The 23,812-nt window shown below is 62.4% G+C and carries 18 protein-coding genes; 12 read left to right on the top strand and 6 right to left on the bottom strand.

What is annotated here, in order from left to right:
• Positions 1 to 42: 42 nt before the first annotated feature.
• From glnA to EKH55_RS29680, 4 genes are all read left to right on the top strand, one after another.
• The gene (gene glnA / locus EKH55_RS06805) at positions 43 to 1,452 is read left to right on the top strand and encodes a type I glutamate--ammonia ligase (RefSeq protein ID WP_069457074.1); all 1,410 of its coding nucleotides are present in this window, start codon (positions 43 to 45) and stop codon (positions 1,450 to 1,452) included.
• Between the two features lie 177 nt (positions 1,453 to 1,629).
• The gene (gene hspQ, locus EKH55_RS06800; RefSeq protein ID WP_069457075.1) at positions 1,630 to 1,959 is read left to right on the top strand and encodes a heat shock protein HspQ; all 330 of its coding nucleotides are present in this window, start codon (positions 1,630 to 1,632) and stop codon (positions 1,957 to 1,959) included.
• Positions 1,960 to 2,002: 43 nt separating this feature from the next.
• Positions 2,003 to 2,332, top strand: coding sequence for an amidohydrolase family protein (locus EKH55_RS29685; RefSeq protein WP_225192529.1), 330 nt, complete (start codon positions 2,003 to 2,005; stop codon positions 2,330 to 2,332).
• A gap of 89 nt (positions 2,333 to 2,421) precedes the next feature.
• Entirely contained in the window at positions 2,422 to 2,658 is a 237-nt protein-coding gene (locus EKH55_RS29680) for an amidohydrolase family protein (protein ID WP_246231785.1), read from the top strand.
• Positions 2,659 to 2,861: 203 nt separating this feature from the next.
• Here EKH55_RS29680 and EKH55_RS06790 read toward each other — a convergent pair whose 3' ends face one another.
• Complete coding sequence (locus EKH55_RS06790) at positions 2,862 to 3,962, bottom strand: NAD(P)-dependent alcohol dehydrogenase (protein WP_069457078.1); 1,101 nt, start codon at positions 3,960 to 3,962, stop codon at positions 2,862 to 2,864.
• Positions 3,963 to 4,036: 74 nt separating this feature from the next.
• Positions 4,037 to 5,509 (bottom strand): benzaldehyde dehydrogenase, encoded by a 1,473-nt coding sequence (locus EKH55_RS06785; protein ID WP_151611204.1) that lies wholly within the window; start codon positions 5,507 to 5,509, stop codon positions 4,037 to 4,039.
• Between the two features lie 317 nt (positions 5,510 to 5,826).
• Between EKH55_RS06785 and EKH55_RS06780 the strand changes: the two genes are divergently transcribed.
• Positions 5,827 to 7,620 carry a sigma-54-dependent Fis family transcriptional regulator gene (locus EKH55_RS06780; protein WP_151611203.1) on the top strand — a complete coding sequence of 598 codons (1,794 nt, stop codon included), beginning with the start codon at positions 5,827 to 5,829 and terminating at the stop codon, positions 7,618 to 7,620.
• A 74-nt stretch (positions 7,621 to 7,694) separates the two neighbouring features.
• On the opposite strand, the gene EKH55_RS06775 is transcribed toward EKH55_RS06780, so the two are convergent.
• The gene (locus EKH55_RS06775) at positions 7,695 to 8,324 is read right to left on the bottom strand and encodes an invasion associated locus B family protein (RefSeq protein WP_069457080.1); all 630 of its coding nucleotides are present in this window, start codon (positions 8,322 to 8,324) and stop codon (positions 7,695 to 7,697) included.
• 241 nt (positions 8,325 to 8,565) lie between these two features.
• Here EKH55_RS06775 and EKH55_RS06770 point away from each other — a divergent pair, with 241 nt between their 5' ends.
• Entirely contained in the window at positions 8,566 to 10,383 is a 1,818-nt protein-coding gene (locus EKH55_RS06770; protein WP_151611202.1) for an extracellular solute-binding protein, read from the top strand.
• Between the two features lie 168 nt (positions 10,384 to 10,551).
• A complete protein-coding gene (locus EKH55_RS06765; protein ID WP_069457081.1) occupies positions 10,552 to 11,217 on the top strand; it encodes a DsbA family oxidoreductase in 666 nt (221 codons plus the stop codon).
• 236 nt (positions 11,218 to 11,453) lie between these two features.
• Here EKH55_RS06765 and mfd read toward each other — a convergent pair whose 3' ends face one another.
• Together mfd and EKH55_RS06755 are read right to left on the bottom strand one after the other, a co-directional pair.
• Positions 11,454 to 14,957: a transcription-repair coupling factor gene (gene mfd / locus EKH55_RS06760; protein ID WP_069457082.1), complete on the bottom strand. Its 3,504-nt coding sequence runs from the start codon at positions 14,955 to 14,957 to the stop codon at positions 11,454 to 11,456.
• 121 nt (positions 14,958 to 15,078) lie between these two features.
• Positions 15,079 to 15,372: an FAD assembly factor SdhE gene (locus EKH55_RS06755; protein ID WP_069457083.1), complete on the bottom strand. Its 294-nt coding sequence runs from the start codon at positions 15,370 to 15,372 to the stop codon at positions 15,079 to 15,081.
• Positions 15,373 to 15,491: 119 nt separating this feature from the next.
• Here EKH55_RS06755 and recG point away from each other — a divergent pair, with 119 nt between their 5' ends.
• A complete protein-coding gene (gene recG, locus EKH55_RS06750; protein ID WP_151611201.1) occupies positions 15,492 to 17,597 on the top strand; it encodes an ATP-dependent DNA helicase RecG in 2,106 nt (701 codons plus the stop codon).
• A gap of 14 nt (positions 17,598 to 17,611) precedes the next feature.
• Here the strand turns inward: recG and EKH55_RS06745 are convergent, their stop codons facing one another.
• Positions 17,612 to 18,835, bottom strand: a complete 1,224-nt coding sequence (locus EKH55_RS06745; protein ID WP_425353217.1) for a GGDEF domain-containing protein — start codon at positions 18,833 to 18,835, stop codon at positions 17,612 to 17,614.
• Positions 18,836 to 19,135: 300 nt separating this feature from the next.
• On the opposite strand from EKH55_RS06745, the gene EKH55_RS06740 reads away from it, so the two are divergent.
• The 4 genes from EKH55_RS06740 (at position 19,136) to EKH55_RS06725 (ending at position 23,800) form a co-directional block, all read left to right on the top strand.
• Entirely contained in the window at positions 19,136 to 20,245 is a 1,110-nt protein-coding gene (locus tag EKH55_RS06740; RefSeq protein ID WP_069457086.1) for a LacI family DNA-binding transcriptional regulator, read from the top strand.
• 344 nt (positions 20,246 to 20,589) lie between these two features.
• Positions 20,590 to 21,639 carry an ABC transporter substrate-binding protein gene (locus tag EKH55_RS06735; RefSeq protein ID WP_151611200.1) on the top strand — a complete coding sequence of 350 codons (1,050 nt, stop codon included), beginning with the start codon at positions 20,590 to 20,592 and terminating at the stop codon, positions 21,637 to 21,639.
• A gap of 83 nt (positions 21,640 to 21,722) precedes the next feature.
• Positions 21,723 to 22,538, top strand: coding sequence for an ATP-binding cassette domain-containing protein (locus tag EKH55_RS06730; protein ID WP_069457088.1), 816 nt, complete (start codon positions 21,723 to 21,725; stop codon positions 22,536 to 22,538).
• Positions 22,539 to 22,567: 29 nt separating this feature from the next.
• A complete protein-coding gene (locus EKH55_RS06725; protein ID WP_069457089.1) occupies positions 22,568 to 23,800 on the top strand; it encodes a sugar ABC transporter permease in 1,233 nt (410 codons plus the stop codon).
• The last annotated feature ends 12 nt before the right edge of the window (positions 23,801 to 23,812 follow it).

The following is a 23,812-nucleotide window of genomic DNA, read 5'->3' as shown; positions in this document are numbered from 1 at the left end:
AATTGCCAAACCTTGGTTATCTCACACAGGGAATTACAAAAAATGACGACTGCGAGTGAAGTTCTGAAACAGATCCAGGAAAACGACGTCAAATTCGTCGACCTGCGCTTTACCGACCCGAAGGGCAAACTTCAGCATGTGACGATGGACGTTGCTGTCGTGGACGAGGACATGTTCGCCGATGGCGTCATGTTCGACGGCTCCTCGATTGCCGGCTGGAAGGCCATCAACGAGTCCGACATGGTGCTGATGCCCGACCCCGAGACGGCGCATATGGACCCGTTCTTCGCGCAGTCCACCATGGTCATCGTCTGCGATATTCTCGATCCGGTCTCCGGCGAAGCCTATAATCGCGACCCGCGCGGCACCGCGAAAAAGGCCGAAGCCTATCTCAAGGCCTCCGGCGTCGGCGACACGGTTTTCGTCGGGCCGGAAGCCGAGTTCTTCGTCTTTGACGACGTCCGGTACAAGGCCGATCCCTACAATACCGGCTTCAAGCTCGACTGCACCGAACTGCCCTCCAATGACGACACCGACTACGAAACGGGCAATCTCGGCCATCGCCCGCGCATCAAGGGCGGTTACTTCCCTGTTCCGCCGGTCGACAGCTGCCAGGACATGCGCTCCGAAATGCTCACCGTTCTCGCTGAAATGGGCGTGACGGTGGAAAAGCACCACCACGAAGTTGCCGCCGCCCAGCATGAACTCGGCGTCAAGTTCGACGCACTCGTCCGCAACGCCGACAAGATGCAGATCTACAAATATGTCGTGCATCAGGTCGCCAATGCTTACGGCAAGACCGCGACCTTCATGCCGAAGCCGGTTTTCGGCGACAATGGTTCGGGCATGCACGTGCACCTGTCGATCTGGAAGGACGGCAAGCCGACTTTCGCCGGTGACGAGTATGCCGGCCTTTCGGAAACCTGCCTCTATTTCATCGGCGGCATCATCAAGCATGCCAAGGCGATCAATGCTTTCACCAACCCGTCGACGAACTCCTACAAGCGCCTCGTCCCGGGCTATGAAGCACCGGTCCTGCTTGCCTATTCCGCCCGCAACCGCTCGGCTTCCTGCCGCATACCGTTCGGCAGCAACCCGAAGGCAAAGCGCGTCGAAGTCCGCTTCCCCGACCCGAGCGCGAATCCGTATCTCGCCTTCGCCGCCATGCTGATGGCCGGCCTCGACGGCATCAAGAACAAGATTCATCCGGGCAAGGCGATGGACAAGGATCTTTACGATCTGCCACCGAAGGAACTGAAGAAGATTCCGACCGTCTGCGGCAGCCTGCGCGAAGCTCTGGAAAGCCTCGACAAGGACCGCAAGTTCCTGACCGCCGGCGGCGTCTTCGACGACGATCAGATCGACTCGTTCATCGAGCTCAAGATGCAGGAAGTCATGCGCTTCGAAATGACCCCGCATCCGGTCGAGTTCGACATGTACTACTCCGTCTGATGCGCACCGAGTCCGCGCGCAATAACGGGGGCAGAACCTGACAGGAAAAGGCGGGTCTCCGGCGAGACCCGCCTTTTCTCAAATGCGACGATGCGAACGCTTCTCAACCGGTTTCGCGTCGCTATTGATGTTCCACATGCGACAACCCAGATATGGTCTGAAAGGATGTGTTGCGTCATGAAACAGAGAAACGCGAAATTCGAGATCGGGCAGGTGGTCCGGCACCGGTTCTTCCCGTTTCGGGGCGTCATCTTCGACGTCGATCCGGAATATGCAAACACCGAGGATTGGTGGAACGCAATTCCGCAGGAGATCCGGCCAACCAAGGATCAGCCTTTTTATCACCTGTTCGCCGAGAACGACGACAGCGAATATGTCGCCTATGTCTCGGAGCAGAACCTCGTCTCCGACGAGAGCGGTCAGCCGGTCCGGCACGCTCAGGTAAATGCCCTGTTTGAAAAGGCCGACGACAGCCACTACAGGCCGAGAGCGAACTACCGGCATTGATGGCACCTGCCCGCAAGCCTCCTTCCATAGCCCCGAGGGACGCTTGGCCGAGTGCCCCGAAGGGGCGCTCGTCGCCGTCGTGATAGCGGAGCGCAGGGAGGCGATGTTTGCCGATGGGATCGCGGATCTGCAAGTCGCTGTCCACGCCACTGGCGACGGTGCGGTGGACATGAATGGCTATCAGGCCGCCTCGCAAACCACCAGCCGGCGCGACAGCCGCCACCGGGTGGAACATATCCAGGCAGCACTTCCGACCGATTTTCGGCGGTCCCAGGAACTCGGCGTCGTGGCGTCGATGCAACCGACCCATCCCCCCGGCTCCGCCGGCCTGCCCCTCGAGCCGTATTTGAGCCGCATCGGCGAAGACCGCTGACCGTACGCCTTGACTGGCGGACACTTGTCGTCTTCGCGAGAGACTGGCCTGTCTCGCCGCTCGACCCGATATACTGCATCTAATGTGCTATGTTGAAGCCGGATCTGCCCGACCAACGCCCTTCTCTCTTGGAAACGCTCGCCGCCTACACCCGGAGCAGCGCCTGGGTCGAATTCATGGAAGACCGAAAGGGCATGCTGAAGCCAGGCTATCTCGCCGATGTGGTCGTGCTGAGCGGCGACATCGAAGCAGTGCCTTTCATCCAGCTCGCGACGTTGCTCCCGATGATGACCGTCTGTGATGGCCGCAGCACCTACGAGACCTGAGCGAAATCGCGTCGCGCGCCTTATCAGACGCGCAAAGGCCGCTTTAGCACTTTGAAACGCTGCATGTCCTCAAATCGAGATCGATCTAAGGAGACATGCAGCAGGTCGCCGGTTTGCCCTTGTTCACGGCCCGGGCCCGGACAGCATGGCGGCTTTCGACACAATCCCTCAGCGAATGCACCGGTCGCAGCCCTCCGCCGTGGCTACTGCATGCGCACGATCGGTTTGATGGTCCGGCCGCTCTCGGAATCCGCGATTGCCCGGTTGATCTCGTCGAAGGAGTAGAACTTCACGAGTCTGTCGAAGGGGAAGCGGCCCTGCGCGTGGAGCTCGGCCAGCATGGGAATGAACGTATCCGGGTTGGATTCGCCCTCGACGATGCCCATCAGCCTACGGCCGCCGCTCATAAAATGCACTTCGTCGAGATTGATTTCACTGCCCATGGCCGAGGCGCCAAGAATTCCGCAGGCGCCCATCGGCGCCAGCGCCATCACCGCACTTCGAATGACGCTCGATATACCCGTTGTGTCAAGCGCGAAGTTTAGCCCATAGCCGGTGATCCCGATGATCTCAGCCGTCGGGTCGACCTTGGCCGGATTGATCGTGTGGGTGGCGCCCAGCTCGCGCGCCATTTCCAGCCGCTCCTCGTTCCTGTCCACGGCGATGACAATCGTGGAACCCACAACCTTTGCGGCCATCAGGGCGGAAAGACCGACGGAGCCCGAACCGAACACCGCGAAGGACTTACCGGCCGAGACCTTGAGCGCGTTCATCACGGCGCCGGCGCCGGTCTGGACGCCGCAGGCGAGTGGCCCGAGCAGTTCGAGAGGCGCTGTTTCCGGCACCTTCACGACATTCACTTCGTGGCAGATTGCATGGGTAGCAAAGGATGACTGGCCGAAAAAATTGCTGTGAATAGGCTCGCCGCCCGCGGAAAGTGCGCTCGTGCCGTCCGTTCGCGTGGCAAAGAAGTTGCGCGGGAAGAACTCGTGGCAGTAGCTGAGGTGGTGGTCCTGGCAGCTCGGGCAACGCCCACAGGAATTAAAGGTCATGACCACTTTGTCACCGGGCTTCACCTTCGAGACAGCGCGGCCAACCTTCTCGACCACGCCCGCACCTTCATGGCCGAGCACCACGGGCAGCGGCGTCGGAAGCATGCCGTCGCGCACGACAATGTCCGTATGGCAAATACCGGTCGCGACGACTTTAACGAGGATTTCGTTTTCCCTAGGCTCCTCGATGTCGATCGTCTCGAGGCTGAGTTCGGCGCCTTTTGCGCGGGCAATGGCAGCTTTGATCTGCATGGCTGTCTCCGGATTGACACGATAGGCGTGGCGGACGCGAGCGCTGTACTGCGCGCATCCCGATCTGGGATTGATCAGAAGGGATGGGGCGTTGCCGCGTCCTTGACGGAAATCCACTTCCAGGTCGTGAACTCCTCGATGTCCGCCGGTCCACCGATACGGGTGCCGTTGCCGGACTTGCGCGGCCCCCCGAATGGCGCGAAGGGACCGCCATTGACCGTCTGATCGTTGACATGGACCATACCGACGTCGAGCTCCTCGGCAATCCGAAGGGCGCGGCCGATGTCGGCTGAGATCACGCCGGCGGCAAGACCGTAGTCGCTGTTGTTGGTCAAGGCGATCGCCTCCTGTTCGGAGCTGAAGGTGGCAATGCAGGCCACCGGGCCGAAGATCTCTTCCTCGAAAGCGCGCATTCCGGGTTTGACCCCCGAGAGCACGGTCGCCGCGTAGAAGCGGCCGTCGTGCGTACCGCCGACAAGGAGCTTCGCCCCCTTGGCCACGGCGTCGTTGACGATTTCATCGATAATCTCGACCTGACCATCCGAGATGATCGGTCCGAGCGCCACCTCGTTGAGCGACGGATCGCCCGCCGTGAGGTGGGAGGCCTTCGCTACCAGCTTGGTTGTCAGCGCATCGGCAATCTTCTCGTCGACCAGGATCAACCCGGTCGCCATGCAGATCTGGCCCTGATGCAGGAAAGCGCCCCAGGCCGAATTCGATGCGGCGACGTCGAGGTCGGCGTCGTCGAGCACGACGAGCGAATTCTTGCCACCGAGCTCGAGCTGGACCTTTTTGAAATGCTTGCCGGCGATCTCGGCAACCTTCGAGCCGCCTCGCGCCGACCCCGTGAAGGAGATCATTGCGATATTGGGGTCGGTACACATGGCCTCGCCCGCATCCGCTCCGCCCGGAACGATTTGCAGAACGCCCTTGGGCAGACCGGCTTCCTCGAAGATCCGGGCAATGATGATGCCACCCGAGATCGGCGTGCGCGGGTCCGGCTTATGGACCACGGCATTGCCGAATGCCAACGCCGCGGCGATCGAGCGGACGGACAGCACGAGCGGAAAATTGAAGGGAGAGATCACACCCACGACGCCATGCGGCACGCGCCTGGCATAGTTCGTCCGATTGTCCATCGCCGGGATCAACATGCCCATGGGTGCCGTGGCGAGCGAAGCCGCATGTCGCATGAAGAGCGCGCCATGCTCGATCTCGATGCCGGCCTTGGGATAGATCGATCCGGACTCCCGCATGATCCACGGTATCAGCTCCGCGCCGTTCTGTTCGAGCAGGTCGGCGGCCTTGGAAAGAATGCGCGCCCTTTCGGTCGGCAGCATCCTGGCCCAGGCTTTCTGCGCGACGCGCGCCTCGGCGGCGGCACGGCGAATGTCGGCGCCCCCCCCAACACCGACCGAAGCGATTACCGCTCCCGTCGCCGGATCGGTCACCTCGATGACGCCCGCCGCCGTCCTTTGCCAATCGGCAAAGAAGGCGCGCCCTTCCCAGCGCTCGCTGTCCAGGAAATTCCCTTTCTGAATGTTCATACTGTTCTCCTCAAAGTGTCGGCCTGTCAGGGTGCGCGGGCACGGCTTCGCCGCGGGGCCCGCCCAGCCTTCGTTGCCGACGTTTGGTTTTCTGCCGATGTCCTCCGGCCGCTTTCCTCGAGCGGTCGAAACTAATGCTGCAAAGGTCGTGCCAGAACTTCAGGGGAAGACCCATCTCTCCGAGAAAGCGCTGCAAGCGCTTGGAAACGCTTGTTTCTCAGCTTCGTTCAGAAGAGAAAGCCGCCTCGGCCACCGCGCTTGAGATTACGAAAATTATGAAATATCGTTCCTGCGTTCATCAAATAATCAAGAAGAACATGACAGACTCGCAACATTCCGAGCGTTTGATCTCCCTGGTCGAGGCGTCCCGCAAAACGGGCGGGGTTCTTACGCGCGGCGCTTTCAACGAACTCGACACGGGCGCGGCGCCCACCCTCACCGACCTTGCGGAGGCACTCCAGTTCGCGCTCGGCGACGGTCGAATATGGCTCAACGACCAGCGCATGGTACTGATCCAGTCGCTGGTGCTGGGGCGCCTGCGGCAGGAGATCATCGACGCCTTCGGCATCGAGACTGCCAAAGGCATCTTCATGCGTGTCGGCTATATGCAAGGTGTGCGCGATGCCGAACTGATTCAGAAGCGCTTTCCGCAGGAAGATCTGACCCACGCGCTTGCAGCCGGCCCCCGCGTCCACACGCTCGAGGGCTTCGCCAAAGTGACGACGAAGCAGTTTCAGTTCGACCTTCGCAAGGGTACCTATTTCGGCGAGTTCTACTGGGACGACTCTTCGGAGGCCGCGGAACATATTTCGAGCTACGGTATTTCAAGTGAACCCGCTTGCTGGATGCAGACGGGCTATCCATCCGGCTACACCAGTACGCTGTTCGGCAGGCCGATCGTCTTCCGCGAGATCGAATGCGCTGCTATGGGCGCGCCTCGCTGCCTCGTCGTCGGGCAGAATGTCGATGCCTGGGGCAAGGACGCTCCGGAGCGGCACTATCTTGGTCTGGACTGGAAAACCCGGCGCCATGTGGCCGTTGATCGAGCCGCGCCGGCAACCGCGCCCGACCCACCTGGTGTCACCGAGGGCAAAGTCGTGGGCGTTTCCGCAAGCTTCCTGCGAACTCGGCTGATGCTGGAAAAGGTCGCCGACACCGATGCGACGGTCCTTTTCATCGGAGAGTCGGGCGTCGGCAAGGAACTCTTCTCCAGCGAACTCCACAAACTCGGGCGGCGACATGACGGGCCGTTCGTGCCGATCAACTGTGCAGCCATTCCAGAGAACCTCGTCGAATCCGAACTGTTCGGAGTCGAGAAGGGCGCTTTCACCGGTGCGGTGCAGTCGCGCGCCGGCTATTTCGAGCGCGCGCATCGCGGCACCCTTTTCCTCGACGAAATCGCATCCCTTACCTACTCGGCCCAGGGCAAGGTGCTACGCGCCATCCAGGAACGGAAGATCGAACGTGTTGGTGGCACGAAGACCATTCCCGTCGATGTGCGCGTCGTCGCCGCCTCCAACGTCAACCTCGCCGACGAGATCCGCGCCGGCCGCTTCCGCCAGGACCTCTATTTCCGTCTCTGCGTCTTCCCGATCGTCATTCCGCCGCTTCGAGACCGGCGCGACGATATTCCGCTGCTCGCCGCCCATTTCCTGACACTCTTCCGCGACCGCCACCGCCGCAATGTCACCGGTTTCACCCGCCGGGCGATGGACGCCCTTCTCGCCTATGATTACCCCGGCAATATCCGCGAGCTCCAGAACCTCGTCGAGCGTGGCGTCATCTACGCCGACAACGGTTCGATGGTCGACATGCAGCACCTGTTTACCGGCTTCGAGAAGGTCCCGTCTCTGCCATTGAAGCTGACCGGCGAAGGGCGCATCGGGACGGCGCAGGCGGTCCCCACCGACATCATGGGCGAACGTCGGATGGTAACCACTCCCGAGGCTCTCAAGCGTGCCGAAGCCGCGCTCTATCGATCGGCGCTCGAAGCGGCTGGAGGCAACATATCCGCGGCCGCCCGCCAACTCGGCCTGACACGCGCCAAGCTCGAGTACAGGCTGAAGAAGCAAAGACCCGTGACGCAACGCCCCACATCAGGTCGCCCTTGAACGGACTGTTTTGAAAGCACACCGCCGCGCGTCTTATTCAGACGCGCGGCGGTGGCAATTCGCAAAGCCCATGCTTACTGCTGCTTGGCGGCCTTCTGAGCCTCTTCCAGCTTCTTGCGCGCATCTTCGGCCTTCTTCTGCATTTCTTCCTGCAGCAGGCGCTGGCGCTCTTCGAGCTGCGACTGTTCGATCGGTTCGCCGTCGAAGACGCCGGTGAAGCCTTCCAGCGTCATCTTGATGGGATTGGGAGCGCGCTGGAAATTGACCGACGTAAAGACGACCTCATTGCCCTTCTTGAGGCTGGAGATCACCGCGTCGGCAAGTGGTACTTCGGCAACGCACTTGTCGGGCATGCAGATTGCGTAGTCGAGCTTGACGGCCTTGCCGCCGTCGATCTGCATCTGGACGCCCGGCGGGATCATGCGCGCCGACGGCACGGAAACTTGCAGCACCTTGCGGTTGACCTTACCGGAGACGGTGATCAGTCCGACCGCCGTGACGAGCTGGCCGTTATTGGCGGTAAGCAGGTTCTGCACGATGCAAACATCGTTGTCCTCCTGCTTGGTGCAGACCTTGAACCATCCCCGCGGCGCCTTGCCTCCCGCCTGCTGCGCGGATGCCACGCCCGGCGCGCCGGCGGCTGCTACGGTGAGCGCCAACGCTGCCATTCCCGCGCGTTTGGCGAAGTTCGACTTGAAGTTCATTGTGATTCCGTCTCCTGAAATCCGGTCACGGAACTTGCCGTTCCGCTGGTGAATATCGTCAGCCGCCGCTGTCCTGTTGGCCAAATGAGGCTTTTGAATGGCCCCGATTCCGGAAACACCTGTTACATTGGCTCGTGCCGTTTATCCAGTGTTTCGTTGCATTTTTTGAGTTTGTTGGAAATATGCGTGCGCATTGCTAACGTGCCGGGATTCGGCAGTATAGATCCCACGGGAGGTCAAGTTGCGCGCAATTCTTTCCGGCCTGGTCATGCTCCTGGCAACCGGCTTGGCTGCTTATCAAGCCGCTGCCGCACCGGTGCATGCCATCGCCATGCATGGCGAGCCTGCCCTGCCGGCCGATTTCAAGCACTTTCCCTATGTCAATCCGGACGTGAAGAAAGGGGGCAGGATCGCCTATGGCGTCGTCGGCACCTTCGACAGCCTCAATCCCTTCATCCTGAAGAGCATGCGCACCACCGCGCGTGGCATGTGGGACCCGGCATTCGGCAATCTGGTCTACGAGTCGCTGATGCAACGCTCCCAGGACGAGCCCTTCACCATGTATGGGTTGCTTGCCGAGACCGTCGAGTTGGACGAGGACCGTACGTTCATCCAGTTCAACCTCAACCCCAAAGCACGTTGGGCCGATGGCCAGCCGGTGACCGCCGAGGATGTCACCTTCACCTTCGAATTGCTGCGCGACAAGGGGCGTGCGCCGTTCAGCAATCGCCTCGCGAAGGTGGAGAAGATGGAAAAAGTCGGAGAGCGCAGCGTGCGCTTCACTTTCACCGAGGACGCGGATCGCGAATTCCCGCTGCTGCTGGCGCTGTCGCCGGTGCTGCCGAAGCATGCCGTCGATGTCGAGACATTCGACAGGACGACGCTCGAGCCGCCGCTCGGCTCCGGCCCCTATCGCGTCGCCGAGGTGCGGCCGGGCGAGCGGATCGTCTACCGGCGCAATCCGGACTATTGGGGCAAGGACCTGCCCTCGAAGGTCGGCGTCGACAATTACGACGAGATTTCCGTCGAGTATTTTCTCCAGGAAAACACCCTGTTCGAGGCTTTCAAGAAGGGCGAGGTCGACGTCTATCCGGAGGGCAGCGCGACCAAATGGGCGCGCGCCTATGATTTCCCGGCGGTTCAGTCCGGCAACGTGATCAAGGAGAGCTTCAAGCCCGAAACGCCCTCCGGCATGCTCGGTTTCGTCTTCAACACCCGCAGGCCGATGTTCCAAAACATCAAGCTTCGGCAGGGCCTCGCGCTCGTTTTCGACTTCGAGTGGGTGAACAAGAATCTCTTCGACGGAGCCTATACGCGGACGCAGAGCTATTGGCAGAATTCATCGCTTTCCTTCCTCGGTGTCGCCGCCGACGACCGCGAGCTCGAGCTGATGGGGAACGTTCGGGAGAGGATCAATCCGGCGATCCTCGACGGAACCTACCGTCTTCCCGTAACCGACGGGTCCGGTCGCGACCGCAATGTGCTGAGGGAGGCGGTGACCCTGCTTCGGGAAGCCGGCTATGTCATCAAGGACGGCAAGATGGTCGATGAGAAAACGGGCGCCCCGCTCACCTTCGAGATCATGAGCCAGAATGCGGGCCAGGAGAAGATCGCGCTGGCCTATCAGCGCTTCCTGGCGCCGCTCGGCATCGTCGCGACGGTGCGGACGGTTGACGACTCCCAATACCAGTTGCGCAGCCAGTCCTTCGACTATGACGTGATCATCAAGTCCTATCCTTCGTCGCTATCGCCGGGAGCGGAGCAGATATCCTATTGGGGATCCGTGTCGCGCGATCGCCAAGGCAGTTCCAACTTCGCCGGCGTCGCCAACAAGGATGTCGACAAGATGATCGACAATATCCTGCGGGCACAGACGCCCGAGGATTTCACCGCCGCCGTGCGCGCGCATGACCGGCTGCTGGTCAACAATTCCTACGTCGTGCCGCTCTATCATCTCGATGCGCAATGGATCGCCCGCTGGAAGCATATCGGCCGGCCTGCAAAGGTGCCGCTCTATGGCTACCAGCTTCCGACCTGGTGGGACGGGCGTGCCCAGTAAGCTGGTACCCATTCGGTAACGCGTTGAAAGAGACTGCGCAGCGGCCTATGTCGCAGCCTTAATGCATCGTCGTCCGAGCTTACGCAGCGGTTTGTGCAACGACATGCAGGGAATCCGCCCCCGCGCGAATGCGGGACGCGTTATAGCCAAACGGGAAAGGCCGCCACCATGGAAACCGTCAATATCGATATCGTCTCGGACGTCGTCTGCCCGTGGTGCTATCTCGGCAAGAACCGCCTCGACCAGGCGATCGCCAATGTGGCCAACGAGGTGCAGGTCGCGATCCGATGGCGTCCCTATCAGCTCAACCCCGATCTGCCGCCGGAGGGCGTCGACCATAAGCGCCACCTCGCGGAAAAGTTCGGCGGTCGGGCCGCCGTCGACCGTGCGCATGAAATGCTCGAAGGGCTCGGTCGCGAGGCCGGCATCGCCTTCGATTTCGATGCGGTGAAGATCAGCCCCAATACGCTCGACGCCCATCGCCTGATCCGCTGGGCCGCCACCAGCGGATCAGCCGCTCAGGAGGAGACCGTACGCCTGCTCTTCAAGGCGAATTTCGAAGAGGGCAAGAATGTCGGCGATCACGCGATCCTGCTTGACATCGCGGAGAAGGCCGGGCTCGATCGCCCGGTCATCGGCACCCTCCTCTCCTCCGACGCCGACAAGGACGCCGTCAAGCAGGAGATCGACATGGCGCGCGACATGGGTGTGACCGGCGTCCCCTGCTTCATCCTCGATCAGCAATATGCGGTGATGGGCGCGCAGTCGGTCGAAGTACTGACCAACGCCCTGCTCGAACTTGCCGCGATGAAAGCGGCCCGCCCGGCGCACTGACCGTTATAGGCGAAAGACCCCTCCCCACAAGGGGGAGGGATTAACTTGCCGCACCCTCTCTGCCGCATCGCGCCGCATCGTCGCAACAGACGCCAGCCTGTCGGAACTGCAAGGAGAACGCCGCGAGCGCAAAGCCCCTCTCTCTTGTGGGGAGGGGTTGGGGAGGTTTTTTGGGGAGACCGGGAATTGGGAGAGAGGTTCCGCCTGCGTCGAGGCCGCACCACCCCATCGCCCTCTCATCCCGCTTTCGCAAGCCCCGCGAGCTGGGTCATCACCATCGCAGCGCCCGAAAGCCGCTTTTCCGGCGATGCAAGCTCCCGCTGGAAGAAGATGCTCTGGTCCTGCCGGATCTTGGCGACCGTCCCCTGCTTGGCGATATAGCCGACGAGGGCCGCCGGGTTGGGGAACTCCTTGTTGCGGAACTGGACGACGACGCCCTTGGGTCCGGCATCGAGCTTTTCCACATTCGCCGTCCGGCACAGCGCCTTGATGTAAACGATCTTCAGGAGATGCTGGACCTCGACCGGCAGCGGGCCGAAGCGGTCGATCAGTTCGGCGCCGAAGCCATCGATTTCCTTGAGGTCCGTCAGTTCACCGAGGCGTCGATAGAGGCCGAGGCGGAGATTGAGATCGGGTACGTATTCTTCCGGGATCATGACCGGCGTTCCGACCGAGATCTGCGGCGACCAGCCAGTGTCGTGGATCTCCTCCTCGCCCTTGAGTTCGGCGACCGCCTCCTCAAGCATCTGCTGGTAAAGCTCGAAGCCGACCTCCTTGATGTGGCCGGACTGCTCCTCGCCGAGCAGATTGCCCGCGCCGCGGATATCGAGATCGTGGCTCGCCAGTTGGAAGCCGGCGCCGAGGGTATCGAGCGACTGCAGCACCTTCAGCCGGCGCTCCGCCGGGCCCGTCAGCGTCTTGTTGACGGGCAACGTGAAGAGCGCGAAGGCGCGGACCTTCGAGCGGCCGACCCGGCCGCGCAGCTGGTAGAGCTGAGCCAGGCCGAACATATCGGCGCGGTGAACGATCAGCGTGTTGGCGGTCGGTACGTCCAGGCCGGATTCGACGATCGTCGTCGAAAGCAGCACGTCATAGCGGCCCTCATAGAAGGCGTTCATGATGTCTTCGAGTTCGGTAGCCGGCATCTGGCCGTGCGCCACCGCGACCTTCAACTCCGGTACGTCGGAATTCAGGAACTCGTGAACCTCGGAAAGGTCGCTCACCCGCGGGCAGACGTAAAAGCTTTGGCCGCCACGATAATGCTCGCGCATGAGCGTCTCGCGGATCACCAGCGCATCGAAGGGAGAAATAAAGGTACGCACCGCCATGCGATCGACGGGCGGCGTAGTGATCAACGACAATTCGCGAACGCCCGTCAGAGCAAGCTGCAGCGTTCGCGGGATCGGCGTCGCCGATAGCGTCAGCACGTGGACGTCGGTCTTCAGCTCCTTCAGCCGCTCCTTGTGCTTGACGCCGAAATGCTGCTCCTCGTCGATGATGAGCAGACCGAGATTGGCGAACTTGATCGAGGAACCGAGCAGCGCATGGGTGCCGATGACAATGTCGGTCTTGCCCTCCGCGACTTCCTTCTTGGTCAGTGCCAGTTCCTTCGAGCCGACAAGGCGGGAGGCCTGCTGGATGCGCACCGGCAGGCCGCGGAAACGTTCGGCAAAAGTCTTGTAGTGCTGACGCGCCAGCAAGGTCGTCGGCACGACGACCGCGACCTGGATGCCGTTCATCGCCGCGATGAAAGCGGCACGCAGCGCCACCTCCGTCTTGCCGAATCCGACATCGCCACAGACCAGACGGTCCATCGGCCGGCCGCTGCCGAGATCATCGCGAACGGCCTCGATCGAGTTCAGCTGATCCTCGGTCTCGTCGTAGGGGAAGCGTGCGGCGAATTCGTCATAGACGCCGTCCTGGGCGGCGAGAACCGGCGCATGCCGCGTGTGCCGTTCGGCGGCAATGCGGATGAGACCGCCGGCCATGTCGAGCAGCCGCTTCTTGAGCTTGGCCTTGCGCGCCTGCCAGGCGACGCCGCCGAGCTTGTCGAGGATTGCGTCTGTCCCTTCCGAACCGTAGCGAGACAGAAGCTCGATGTTTTCCACCGGCAGGAAAAGCTTGGCGTCGTCGGCATAGAGGAGCTCGAGGCAATCATGCGGCGCGCCGGCGGCCTCGATCGTGCGCAGGCCGACAAAGCGGCCGATGCCGTGCTCCGCATGCACGACATAGCTCCCCTCGTCGAGGCCCGTCATCTCGGCGATGAAGTCGGCGCCACGCTTTCGGCGCTTCGAGCGGCGCACTAGCCGGTCACCGAGAATATCCTGCTCGCCAATGACGACGAGATCGCCGGTTTCGAATCCCGCCTCAAGGCTGAGAACCGCGGATGCCGCCTCGCCCGGTTTCAAAGAGCCGAGGTCGGAGAGCGCCTTGATCGGGCGGATCCTTGCAAGACCATGCTCGGCAAGAACCTGGGTGAGCCGGTCGAGCGATCCTTCCGTCCAGCCGGAAATGACGACCTTCGCACCCTTCGCCCGCTTTTCCGCGATGTGCTTGACCGCATGGTCGAAGACATTGACGCGTTCGCCGTCACTCTCCTCGCCAACGGCCTTGGCCCAGCGCAGGCCCTGACGCGCCTCGATGGTGACGACCTGACGCGCCTCCCCTTCATGTTCGCTGAAGGGCGAGAGGCGCACAGCGCGCCGTTCGGTCAAGGCGGTGCCGAATGCTTCAGCGCCGAGATAAAGAAGTTCCGCCGGCACGGGCTTGTAGGGGGTGCCCTGCGGGAACTGCTTGCCCGGCGACGCGGATGCAAGCCGCGCGTCATAATAGTCGAGGATCAGCTTCGAGCGCTCCGCGGCCGCTTCGCGGATCAGGTGATCCGTGACGATACGGAAGCCGTCGAGATAGTCGAAAACCGTTTCCAGGCGATCGTAGAAGAGCGGCAGCCAATGTTCCATGCCGGCATAGCGGCGCCCTTCCGAGACGGCCTGGTAGAGTGCATCGTCGCGAGTCGCCGCGCCGAAGCGCGAGAGATACTGCTTGCGGAAATGGCTGATGGTCTCCGGCGTCAGCGACACTTCGCTCATCGGGTTGAGGTCGAGCGAGCGCACCTGCCCCGTCGTGCGCTGGCTGACCGGGTCGAATGAGCGGATCGTTTCCAGCGTATCGCCGAAGAAATCGAGACGCAGCGGCTCGCCGCCTCCAGGCACATAGACGTCGAGAATGCCACCCCGCACGGCAAACTCGCCAACCTCGCGCACAGTCGGCACCCGCTCGAAGCCGTTTCGCTCCAACCTGGCGGCGAGATCGTCCATGCGCACCTGGTTGCCAGGCCGCGCCGAAAAGGCAAGACCTTCGATCACCCGCCGCGGCGAAATCCTCTGCAGGGCGGCATTGACGGTGACGAGCACGATCGCCGCATGCGGCTTTGCCCGATGCGCAATGAGCGCGCTCAATGCGGCCAGCCTCCGCGCCGAAATATCGGCGCTCGGCGACACTCGGTCGTAAGGCAGGCAGTCCCAGCCCGGCAGCGTCAAGACGGGAATGTCGGGCGCCACGAAGCCAAGAACCTGCTCGAGATCGGCTATCCGTTGGCCGTCGGAAAGGAAATAGGCGACCGGCGTTCCTGCCCGCGCCAGATCCGCAAGGATCAGCGCCTCGGCGCCGGAGGGCACGGGCCCGATCGTCACTTCCCGCGTTGCCGCCACAACCCTCTTCGCATCGAGGCCAGGTATCATCGTCGTGTCATTCCGTTTCTTACGAGCGCCGCGCGTCTTTTCAGCCGCGCAAAGGTCGCTGTAACTCTTTGAAACTGCGCTTCGAGCCTTTCGGATAGATTCCGATTATGGCGCCGTAGCGCTAGCGGACGGGATCGAAATCCGGGCGATAGGCCGCGATGCGCGCGAACAGCGCCGTCGCATGCCGCTCGGGCAGCGGCTTCTCTCCCGTGATCCAGCGCACGAGGTCGTTGTCTTCTTCGCCCATGATCGTTTCGAGCTCGTCGAGCTCGGGATCGGTGAGGCTTGCAATCTCGGCTTCGGCGAACTGCCCGAGGATCAGATCCATCTCACGGATGCCGCGATGCCAGGCGCGAAACAGTATTCGGCGCCGACGCGGGTCGAGATCGGCGCTCGTGCGCGAAATGCCGGTCATGAAACGTCCTTCCTGCCATCCGCCTTTCGCGGCGGATCCATGATCAGGGGCTCTATAAACGCTGGAAAGCAGGTTGTCAGCCTTGCCAAAGCGGGAATTATCGTCCCATTTTCACTCCTATGCGCCCTGCCCTGCTCGATCCGCTGTTTTCGCCCCTCGACACGCTGCCCGGCATCGGTCCGAAAACCGGCGAGCTTTACGCGCGGCTGCTCGGGCGCGAAACGATCGACGATTGCCGCGTCGTCGATCTCCTGTTTCACGCCCCCCACTCGCTGATCGATCGGCGCCGGCAGCCGGGCATCGCCCATGCGCCGCAGGGCGCGATCGTCACCATCACCGGGCGCGTCGACCGGCACCAGCCATCGCCGCACGGACGTCCCAACGTGCCCTATCGCGTCTTCCTGCACGACGACAGCGGCGAGCTGGCGCTGACCTTCTTCCGCGTCAAGGGGAACTGGCTGGAAAAGGCGCTGCCGGTCGACGAAATCGTGACCGTCAGCGGCAAGGTGGATTGGTTCAACGGTCGCGCATCGATGGTCCACCCGGACCACATGGTCTCTGCGGCGGAAGCGGAGAACCTGCCATTGGTCGAGCCCGTCTATGGGCTCACGGCCGGGCTCGCCCCGAGGGCGCTCCGTAAGACCATCGAGGCGGCGGTGGCGCGCATCCCCGATCTACCCGAATGGCTCGACGAGACGTTTCTCCGCCAACAAGGATTCGGAAGTGCGAAGGAGAGTTTTCATCGCCTGCATGAACCTCGGGACGAGACCGATATCGACAACCAGGCTCCGGCGCGCCGGCGGCTCGCCTATGACGAGTTCCTGGCCGGTCAGCTTTCGCTCGCGCTGGTGCGCCAGCGGCTGCGGAAGGTCGCCGGCTCGCCGGTGCATGCGACGGGGCGCCTAAGCGGTCCTGTACTCGCCGCCCTGCCCTTCTCGCTGACGGCAAGCCAGTCGGCTGCCGTAAGGGACATACTTGCCGACATGTCCGGTGCCGAGCGCATGCTGCGCCTGCTTCAGGGCGACGTTGGCTCCGGCAAGACGGCGGTGGCGCTCATGACGATGCTCGCGGCGATCGAATCCGGCGGCCAGGCGGTGCTGATGGCACCGACGGAGATTCTCGCCCGCCAGCACCATGCCACGCTTTCCAGGATGGCAGCGCCGGCGGGCATCACCACCGACGTCTTGACGGGCCGGACCAAGGGCAAGGAGCGCGACGCGATCCTCGAGCGCATCGCCTCCGGCGAGACGCATATGGTCATCGGCACGCATGCGCTATTCCAGGACGCGGTGAACTACCATCGACTCATCCTCGCCGTCGTCGACGAGCAGCATCGCTTCGGCGTCCATCAAAGGCTGCGGCTGACGGCCAAAAGCATCTCTCCGCACATGCTGGTCATGACCGCCACGCCGATCCCGCGCACGCTCGTGTTGGCGGCCTTTGGCGACATGGATGTCTCCAAGCTCACGGAGAAGCCGGCCGGCCGCAAGCCGATACAGACCGTCACCATTCCGACCGAGCGTACCGACGAGATCATCGACAGGCTCGATTCCGCGCTCCGGCAAGGCAAGAAAGCCTATTGGATCTGCCCGCTCGTGGAGGAATCGGAAGAGACCGACGCCATGTCCGCCGACGAGCGCTATCAAGGGCTCGTCCGCCGCTTCGGCAATGATGTCGGACTGGTCCACGGCCGGATGGCGGGGCCGGAAAAGGACGCCGTCATGCTCGCCTTCAAGAACGGCGAGATTCGCGTGCTCGTAGCGACGACGGTGGTGGAGGTCGGCGTCGACGTTCCCGATGCGACGATCATGGTGATCGAGCACGCCGAACGCTTCGGCCTTGCGCAATTGCACCAACTGCGCGGCCGCGTCGGCCGCGGCGACGAGGCCTCCACCTGCATCCTGCTCTACAAGGGACCGCTGAGCGATGCGGGGCACGCGCGGCTTTCGATCCTCAGGGAAACGGAAGACGGGTTCCTGATCGCCGAGGAGGATTTGAAGCTTCGCGGCGAAGGCGAGCTTCTCGGCACGCGCCAATCCGGCACCCCCGGCTTCCGCATCGCCAGCCTGGAGGCGCACGCCGATCTTCTGGAGACCGCACGAAAGGACGCGGCCTATGTCATCGAGCGGGACCCGGATCTGACGTCGGATCGCGGCGAAGCGTTGAGGACGCTGCTCTATCTTTATCGACGTGATGAAGCGATCCGGTTCCTGCGGGCGGGATAACCCGGTGATTGAGACTACGTTCCCGCTGCATCCGGCTGGTGGAGCAATACACAATTGCGACCTGCCTGCTTGGCAAGATAAAGGGCCGCATCCGCTTCGTTCTGAAGCTGCTCCGGTGAAATGCTCGCCTTGTCCGGCGGCTGGATCGCCACGCCAATGCTGAGGGTCACATAGGGCCCCACGCGCGAGGCAGGGTTCGGAAGCGAGGCTGCTTCGACGCTCTTTCGGATTCGCTCGGCCGTCGCAATGGCTTCTTGCTCGTCTGCACCCGGCAGCACCACGAGGAACTCCTCGCCGCCATAGCGGGCGACATGGTCCCGTTCGCCGTTCACGCTGCTCTGGATAATGCCGGCGACCTTCACGAGGCAGCGATCGCCTTCCGCATGCCCCAGGTGATCGTTCAGCTTCTTGAACTCGTCGACATCGCACATCAGCATGGCGCAGCCGCGGCAATTCATGCCGCCGTTCCACAGATGATGGAGAGTTTCCATCATCCAGCGCCGATTGGCGATGCCGGTCAGGGGATCGGTTCTCGCAAGGCGCTCGAGCCGGGCATTCGCGTCGGCAAGTTCCGCGACCCGGCTCCGGTCTCTGAGCTCGAGTAGGAAAGTCTTCTGAGCGAGAATCGTCATGGTGCGTCGCGCGACGACAGTTGCGACGATGCCGCTCGCAAAGAAAAGCGTCGCAGCTACGGCATTCCCCGGCTCCAGGTTCGGATTCAGCAACTGGAAGACGAGGTAGAGGCCAAGCGCAATGGCGGCGACCGTCACTGTCCAGGCCAGTGGAATGGCGAAAATGATGATGGCGGTGATCGCCACGAAAAGCATGATGTTCAAGTGGCGTTCGTAGAACTCGCCCCCTGCGCTCACCCCCACCAGGGCGACCGACAGGAGAATGAGGAGCAGGCCAGCGATGATGGAGATCTTTTGCAGCCAATAGGCGCGCGGCTTTCGCCAGATAAAGGCGGTCGCCAGCGCGGCGGGCGGAAGAATGCAGGCTGGCGCGAGCATCGCCATCACGATCGCCTTCGGGAGCAGTATGGCGTTGAGACTGAGGGTCAACACATCCAGAAATGCCACCCACGTCATCCATGCACGAATGATCTTGGCCGTTCGCGGCCAGGAGCGCTCTCGAAACAGGCGGCGAAGCTCACCTGTGAGGCGAATGTCCCGCGTGCGGCCCGCGAGAAGGCGCGCGACTTCTGCCATGGTGGCAGGATTCTCCGTCCGAAGCTGCATCTGTGCAGACGGGCTGCCTCTACTCGCTGAAGCTGTGTTCTCCTCCATATCCATGCTACCCTATTTAGCGGCGCTTCTGCTGCAAGCAAGCACGGGCGGCCGCTCGGCGGACGTGTGGAACGGCCCTTTCGCGGGCCCGAAGACCCTCTGGACCCGACCGTTCGCCAGGGAGCCCGGCACATTGGCGAAGGCTGCCACATCAATCCTATCCTCATAGTTCGATTCCCACTTGCAAACGAACGACACTCCGTGTTAAACGTTTAACTGTTAATCGTTTAACTGCGAAGGGAGCCGCTGTCCGTGGCCGCGAAAAAGCCGTCAATCCGCGAGGTCGCCGCCTATGCGGGCGTATCCACCGCAACGGTTTCGAACGTCTTCAGCGGCCGCAAACCCGTCAACGACGAACTGAAGAAGAGCGTTCTCGAAGCGGCGGAGCATCTTGGCTATCAGATCGACCGTGCCGCCTCTCAACTGCGCTCCGGAAGGACACGCATCATTGCGGTCCTTGTTCCGGATCTCACCGACACCTTCTTCGCGACGATCGTCTCCCGGCTGGAAACCCAAGCCTTTGCGGAAGGCTATGACGTCATCGTCGCGAGCTCCCATGACGATCCATCGGTGGAATCCTCGCGTCTGAAGGCGCTCCTTTCCTGGAAGCCGGCAGGCATGATTGCTGTCCCCTGCTCGAGCTCCATTCCCACGGAGCTCGTCGAGATCGAAAAGACGCTTCCCATGGTGCTTGTCGACCGCGTGGCAAGCGAGGGTGCCATCGCCGACACGGTCACCCTCGACAACCGGGAGGCCGGACAGATTGCCGCCAGCCATCTTCTCGAACATGGCCACCGCGACATCGTGATCGCCGTCTCCGATCTGGATTACCCGCCAATATTCGAGCGAGCCGAGGGCGCCGCCGGCCTGATCGCGCAGCGCACCGGCGCGCGCCCTGTCACACTCAAGCTCGGCACCAACATGGAAGCCGGAGCAAGGATCTTCTCCGATTGGATGGACCGCAATACGGCTCCGGGCGCAGTGATCGCGCTCACCAACGTGACGACCTTGAGCGTGCTGTCGGCTCTTGCGGAACGTCGAATTGCCATTCCCGACAAAACCTCGATTGTCGCTTTCGACGATTATGCTTGGATGGCGGCGCGCAATACCGGACTGACGGCCATACGCCAACCCGTGGACCGGATGGCCGAGACGGCCTGGAAAAGGCTGCAACTGAGAATGGACATGGGCATGGAAGCACCGGCCGAACCCTCGGTTCTCAATGCCAGTCTCGTTGTGCGGGATTCGGTGCGCGACCTCGACAGCCGAAAGCCGCATCCGGTTGGAAACGACGCTCAGGATACCGCATTGCCGGGCGAAGGACTTTTGGCGGCTTCCCGGCACGGGAAGAATATCCACTGAACCAAACGCCAGGCAAAAACCGGCGAATTCAAGAAAGCGGCGCATGGCCGCCAACAGGGAGGAATGGAGGAGCCAAAACGTCGAAGCAGACACGCGGGGCGCCTAGCGTCACCCCGCGCGCAAGCACAATCGTTCTGAAATGGCCCGCCTGAACCGACGGATGCCGATCTCAACAGTCGCCCTCGACCCGGGTTGGCAATCAAGCCGTTGCAGCGGCGCGAAAGCCCGGAGCGTGCGGCGTGGCCGATCGCGCCTGTCCGATTCTTAGCAGCGGTCTTTCAGGAAACCAACACTCTTCGGGCGATGTGTCGCTCCAAGAGCCCATTTCAAATGGAGGAACTGAAATGACACGAACAACAATGAAGCTCGCCACCGCCGCGCTGGCATCTGCCCTGATGAGCGGGGCGGCATATGCTCAGACATCCGGAACCGTCGCCTTCCTGATGCCCGACCAGGCCTCTACCCGCTACGAGGAACACGATTTCCCGGGCTTCAAGGCGGCGATGGAGAAGCTCTGCGCCGACTGCCAGGTCATCTACCAGAATGCGGATGCCGACGTCGCCCGCCAGCAGCAGCAGTTCAACTCGGTCATCGCGCAGGGTGCCAAGGTGGTCGTGCTCGATCCGGTCGACTCGAGCGCCGCTGCATCGCTCGTGGCGCTCGCCCAGAGCCAGGGCGTGAAAGTCATCGCCTACGACCGTCCGATCCCGGACAAGCCGGCCGATTACTATGTCTCGTTCGACAACGAGGGTATCGGCAAGGCAATCGCCGAGTCCCTGATGCGTCACCTGGAGGAAAAGGAGGTGCCGACGGACAAAGGCGGCGTGCTCCAGATCAACGGCTCGCCGACCGACGCGGCCGCAGGCCTTATTCGCGACGGCATTCACGCCGGCATCGCGACCAGCAAGTACAAGACGCTTGCGGAATTCGACACGCCGGACTGGGCGCCGCCGAAGGCGCAGGAATGGACAAGCGGACAGATCACCCGCTTCGGTGACCAGATCGTCGGCGTAGTTGCCGCCAATGACGGTACCGCCGGCGGCGCGATCGCGGCCTTCAAGGCAGCCGGCGTCGATCCGGTTCCGCCTGTGACCGGCAACGATGCGACGATCGCAGCGCTGCAGCTGATCATCGCGGGCGACCAGTACAACACGATCTCCAAGCCCTCCGAGATCGTTGCCGCCGCCGCGGCCAACGTCGCCGTCCAGCTCTTGAATGGTGAAACGCCGGAGGCAAAGACCACGCTCTACGACACTCCGTCGGAACTCTTCGTCCCGGCTGTCGTGACCCGCGAGAACCTCAAGGCGGAAATCATCGACAAGGGCATCCAGACGGCTGCGGAGCTCTGCACCGGCCGCTACGCCGAAGGCTGCGCCGAATTCGGCATCAAATAGATCCTCCCGAGACGGTCGCCCGGTCAATCGCCGGCCGGGCGACCGAACACAAGCATGAATAGGACACAAGGGTTGAACCCGTCATGACCGAGAACCCTACCGATCCGAACAGGACCGAGCCTATCCTCAGCCTCCGGGGCGTGTCGAAGAGTTTCGGCGCGGTCTCGGCTTTGACCAACATCGATCTGGACATCCATCCCGGCGAGGTAGTGGCACTTGTGGGCGACAACGGTGCCGGCAAATCGACGCTCGTCAAGATCCTCGCGGGCGTTCATCAGCCGACTTCCGGCACCATCCACTTCCAGGGACGGCCGGTCACCATGAACGAGCCGGCCGATGCGCTCAGACTCGGCATCGCCACTGTGTTCCAGGATCTCGCGCTCTGCGAAAACCTCGACGTTGTGGCCAATATCTTCCTGGGGCAGGAAAAAAACGCCTGGTATCTCGACGAAGTCGCCATGGAAGTCCGTTCCTGGGAGCTCTTGAACGAGCTTGCAGCCCGTATCCCGAGCGTCCGCGAGCCGATCGCCTCGCTCTCCGGCGGCCAGCGTCAAACGGTGGCCATCGCCCGCTCGCTCCTTCTCGAACCGCAGATCATCATGCTCGACGAACCGACGGCAGCTCTCGGCGTCGCGCAGACCGCGGAGGTTCTGAATCTCGTCGAACGTGTCCGCGACAAGGGGCTCGGGGTGGTGATGATCTCGCATAACATGGAGGACGTTCGGGCGGTCGCCGACCGTATCGTCGTCCTCAGGCTCGGTCGCAACAATGGGGTGTTCACCCCGGATGCCTCCAACGAGGAACTGGTCGGAGCCATCACCGGCGCTGTCGACAATGCCGTTTCCAGGCGCGCAAGCCGGCTCTCGTCGAGCGCCGTCGGTGAAGGAGCCCGGCCGTGAGCATTCAACAGAAATCGGGAAATCCGAACATGCAGACACCACAACTCGACCGCGCCGACACGCGGGTCAGACATGCCGAGGGCATCGGCGGCTCCGTCAGCGCCTTCCTCGATCGCGTGCGTTCCGGTGACCTTGGGTCCTTGCCGGTGATCGTCGGGCTGATCGTCATCTGGACGGTGTTCACGTCGCTCAATCCGATCTTCCTGTCACCGAACAACCTCGTGAACCTTCTCTTCGACTGCTCGACCGTCGGCGTCATCTCGCTCGGTATCGTCTGTGTGCTGATGCTCGGTGAAATCGATCTTTCGGTCGGGTCGATGAGCGGGGTCGGCTCGGCCCTCATCGGCGTTCTGTGGGTCAACATGGGCGTTCCCCTGCCGATTGCCGTCGGCGGCGCGCTTGCACTCGGGGTCGCCATCGGAGCGGCTTATGCGCTGCTGCGCACGCATCTGGGAATGCCGAGCTTCGTCTCCACCCTGGCGGGCCTCCTCGCCCTTCTCGGGCTGCAGCTTTACATGCTCGGCTCGACCGGGTCGATCAATCTTCCCTATGGTTCGTCCATCGTCGATTTCGGCCAGCTGATGATCATGCCAGCCTGGCTGTCCCATACGCTGGCATTTCTGCCCGGCCTCACACTTCTCGTCATGGGGCTCAGGACCCGCGCGAAAAGACAGGCCGCCAATCTGTCCTCGAGCTCCGTAAACGGTCTCCTATTCCGAGCGGCCGTCGCGACTGGCGGGTTCGAACTGGCGGTCTTCTACCTCAACCAAGGCCGGGGCGTGCCATGGATGTTCGGCCTGTTCGTACTGCTGGTCGTCATCATGAATTATGCCTTCGTGCGCACGAAATGGGGCCGCTCCATGAAGGCGGTCGGCGGCAATGCCGAGGCGGCGCGGCGCTCCGGCATCAACGTGACGCGAATCTATCTGAGCGCCTTCATGCTCTGCTCGTTGTTTGCCTCCCTTGGCGGTGTCCTCTCGGCCGCGCGGCTTGCTTCGGCAAGCCAGCAGGCGGGTACGGGCGATGTAAACCTCAATGCCATCGCGGCAGCGGTCATCGGCGGCACCAGCCTCTTCGGCGGCCGCGGCTCGGCCTGGTCGGCCCTGCTCGGCATCATCGTCATCCAGTCCATCGCGAACGGCCTGACGCTCCTGAACCTGTCGTCGTCGCTGCGTTACATGATCACCGGCGCGGTTCTCGCCATCGCCGTCATCGTCGACAGCCTCGCCCGGCAAAGCCGCGTCTCCCACGGCCGTGCCTAGGCGACAAGAACG

Origin of the sequence: Sinorhizobium alkalisoli, assembly GCF_008932245.1 — a bacterium.
GTDB lineage: Bacteria > Pseudomonadota > Alphaproteobacteria > Rhizobiales > Rhizobiaceae > Sinorhizobium > Sinorhizobium alkalisoli.
This window is presented reverse-complemented; position numbering and strand designations above follow the sequence as displayed.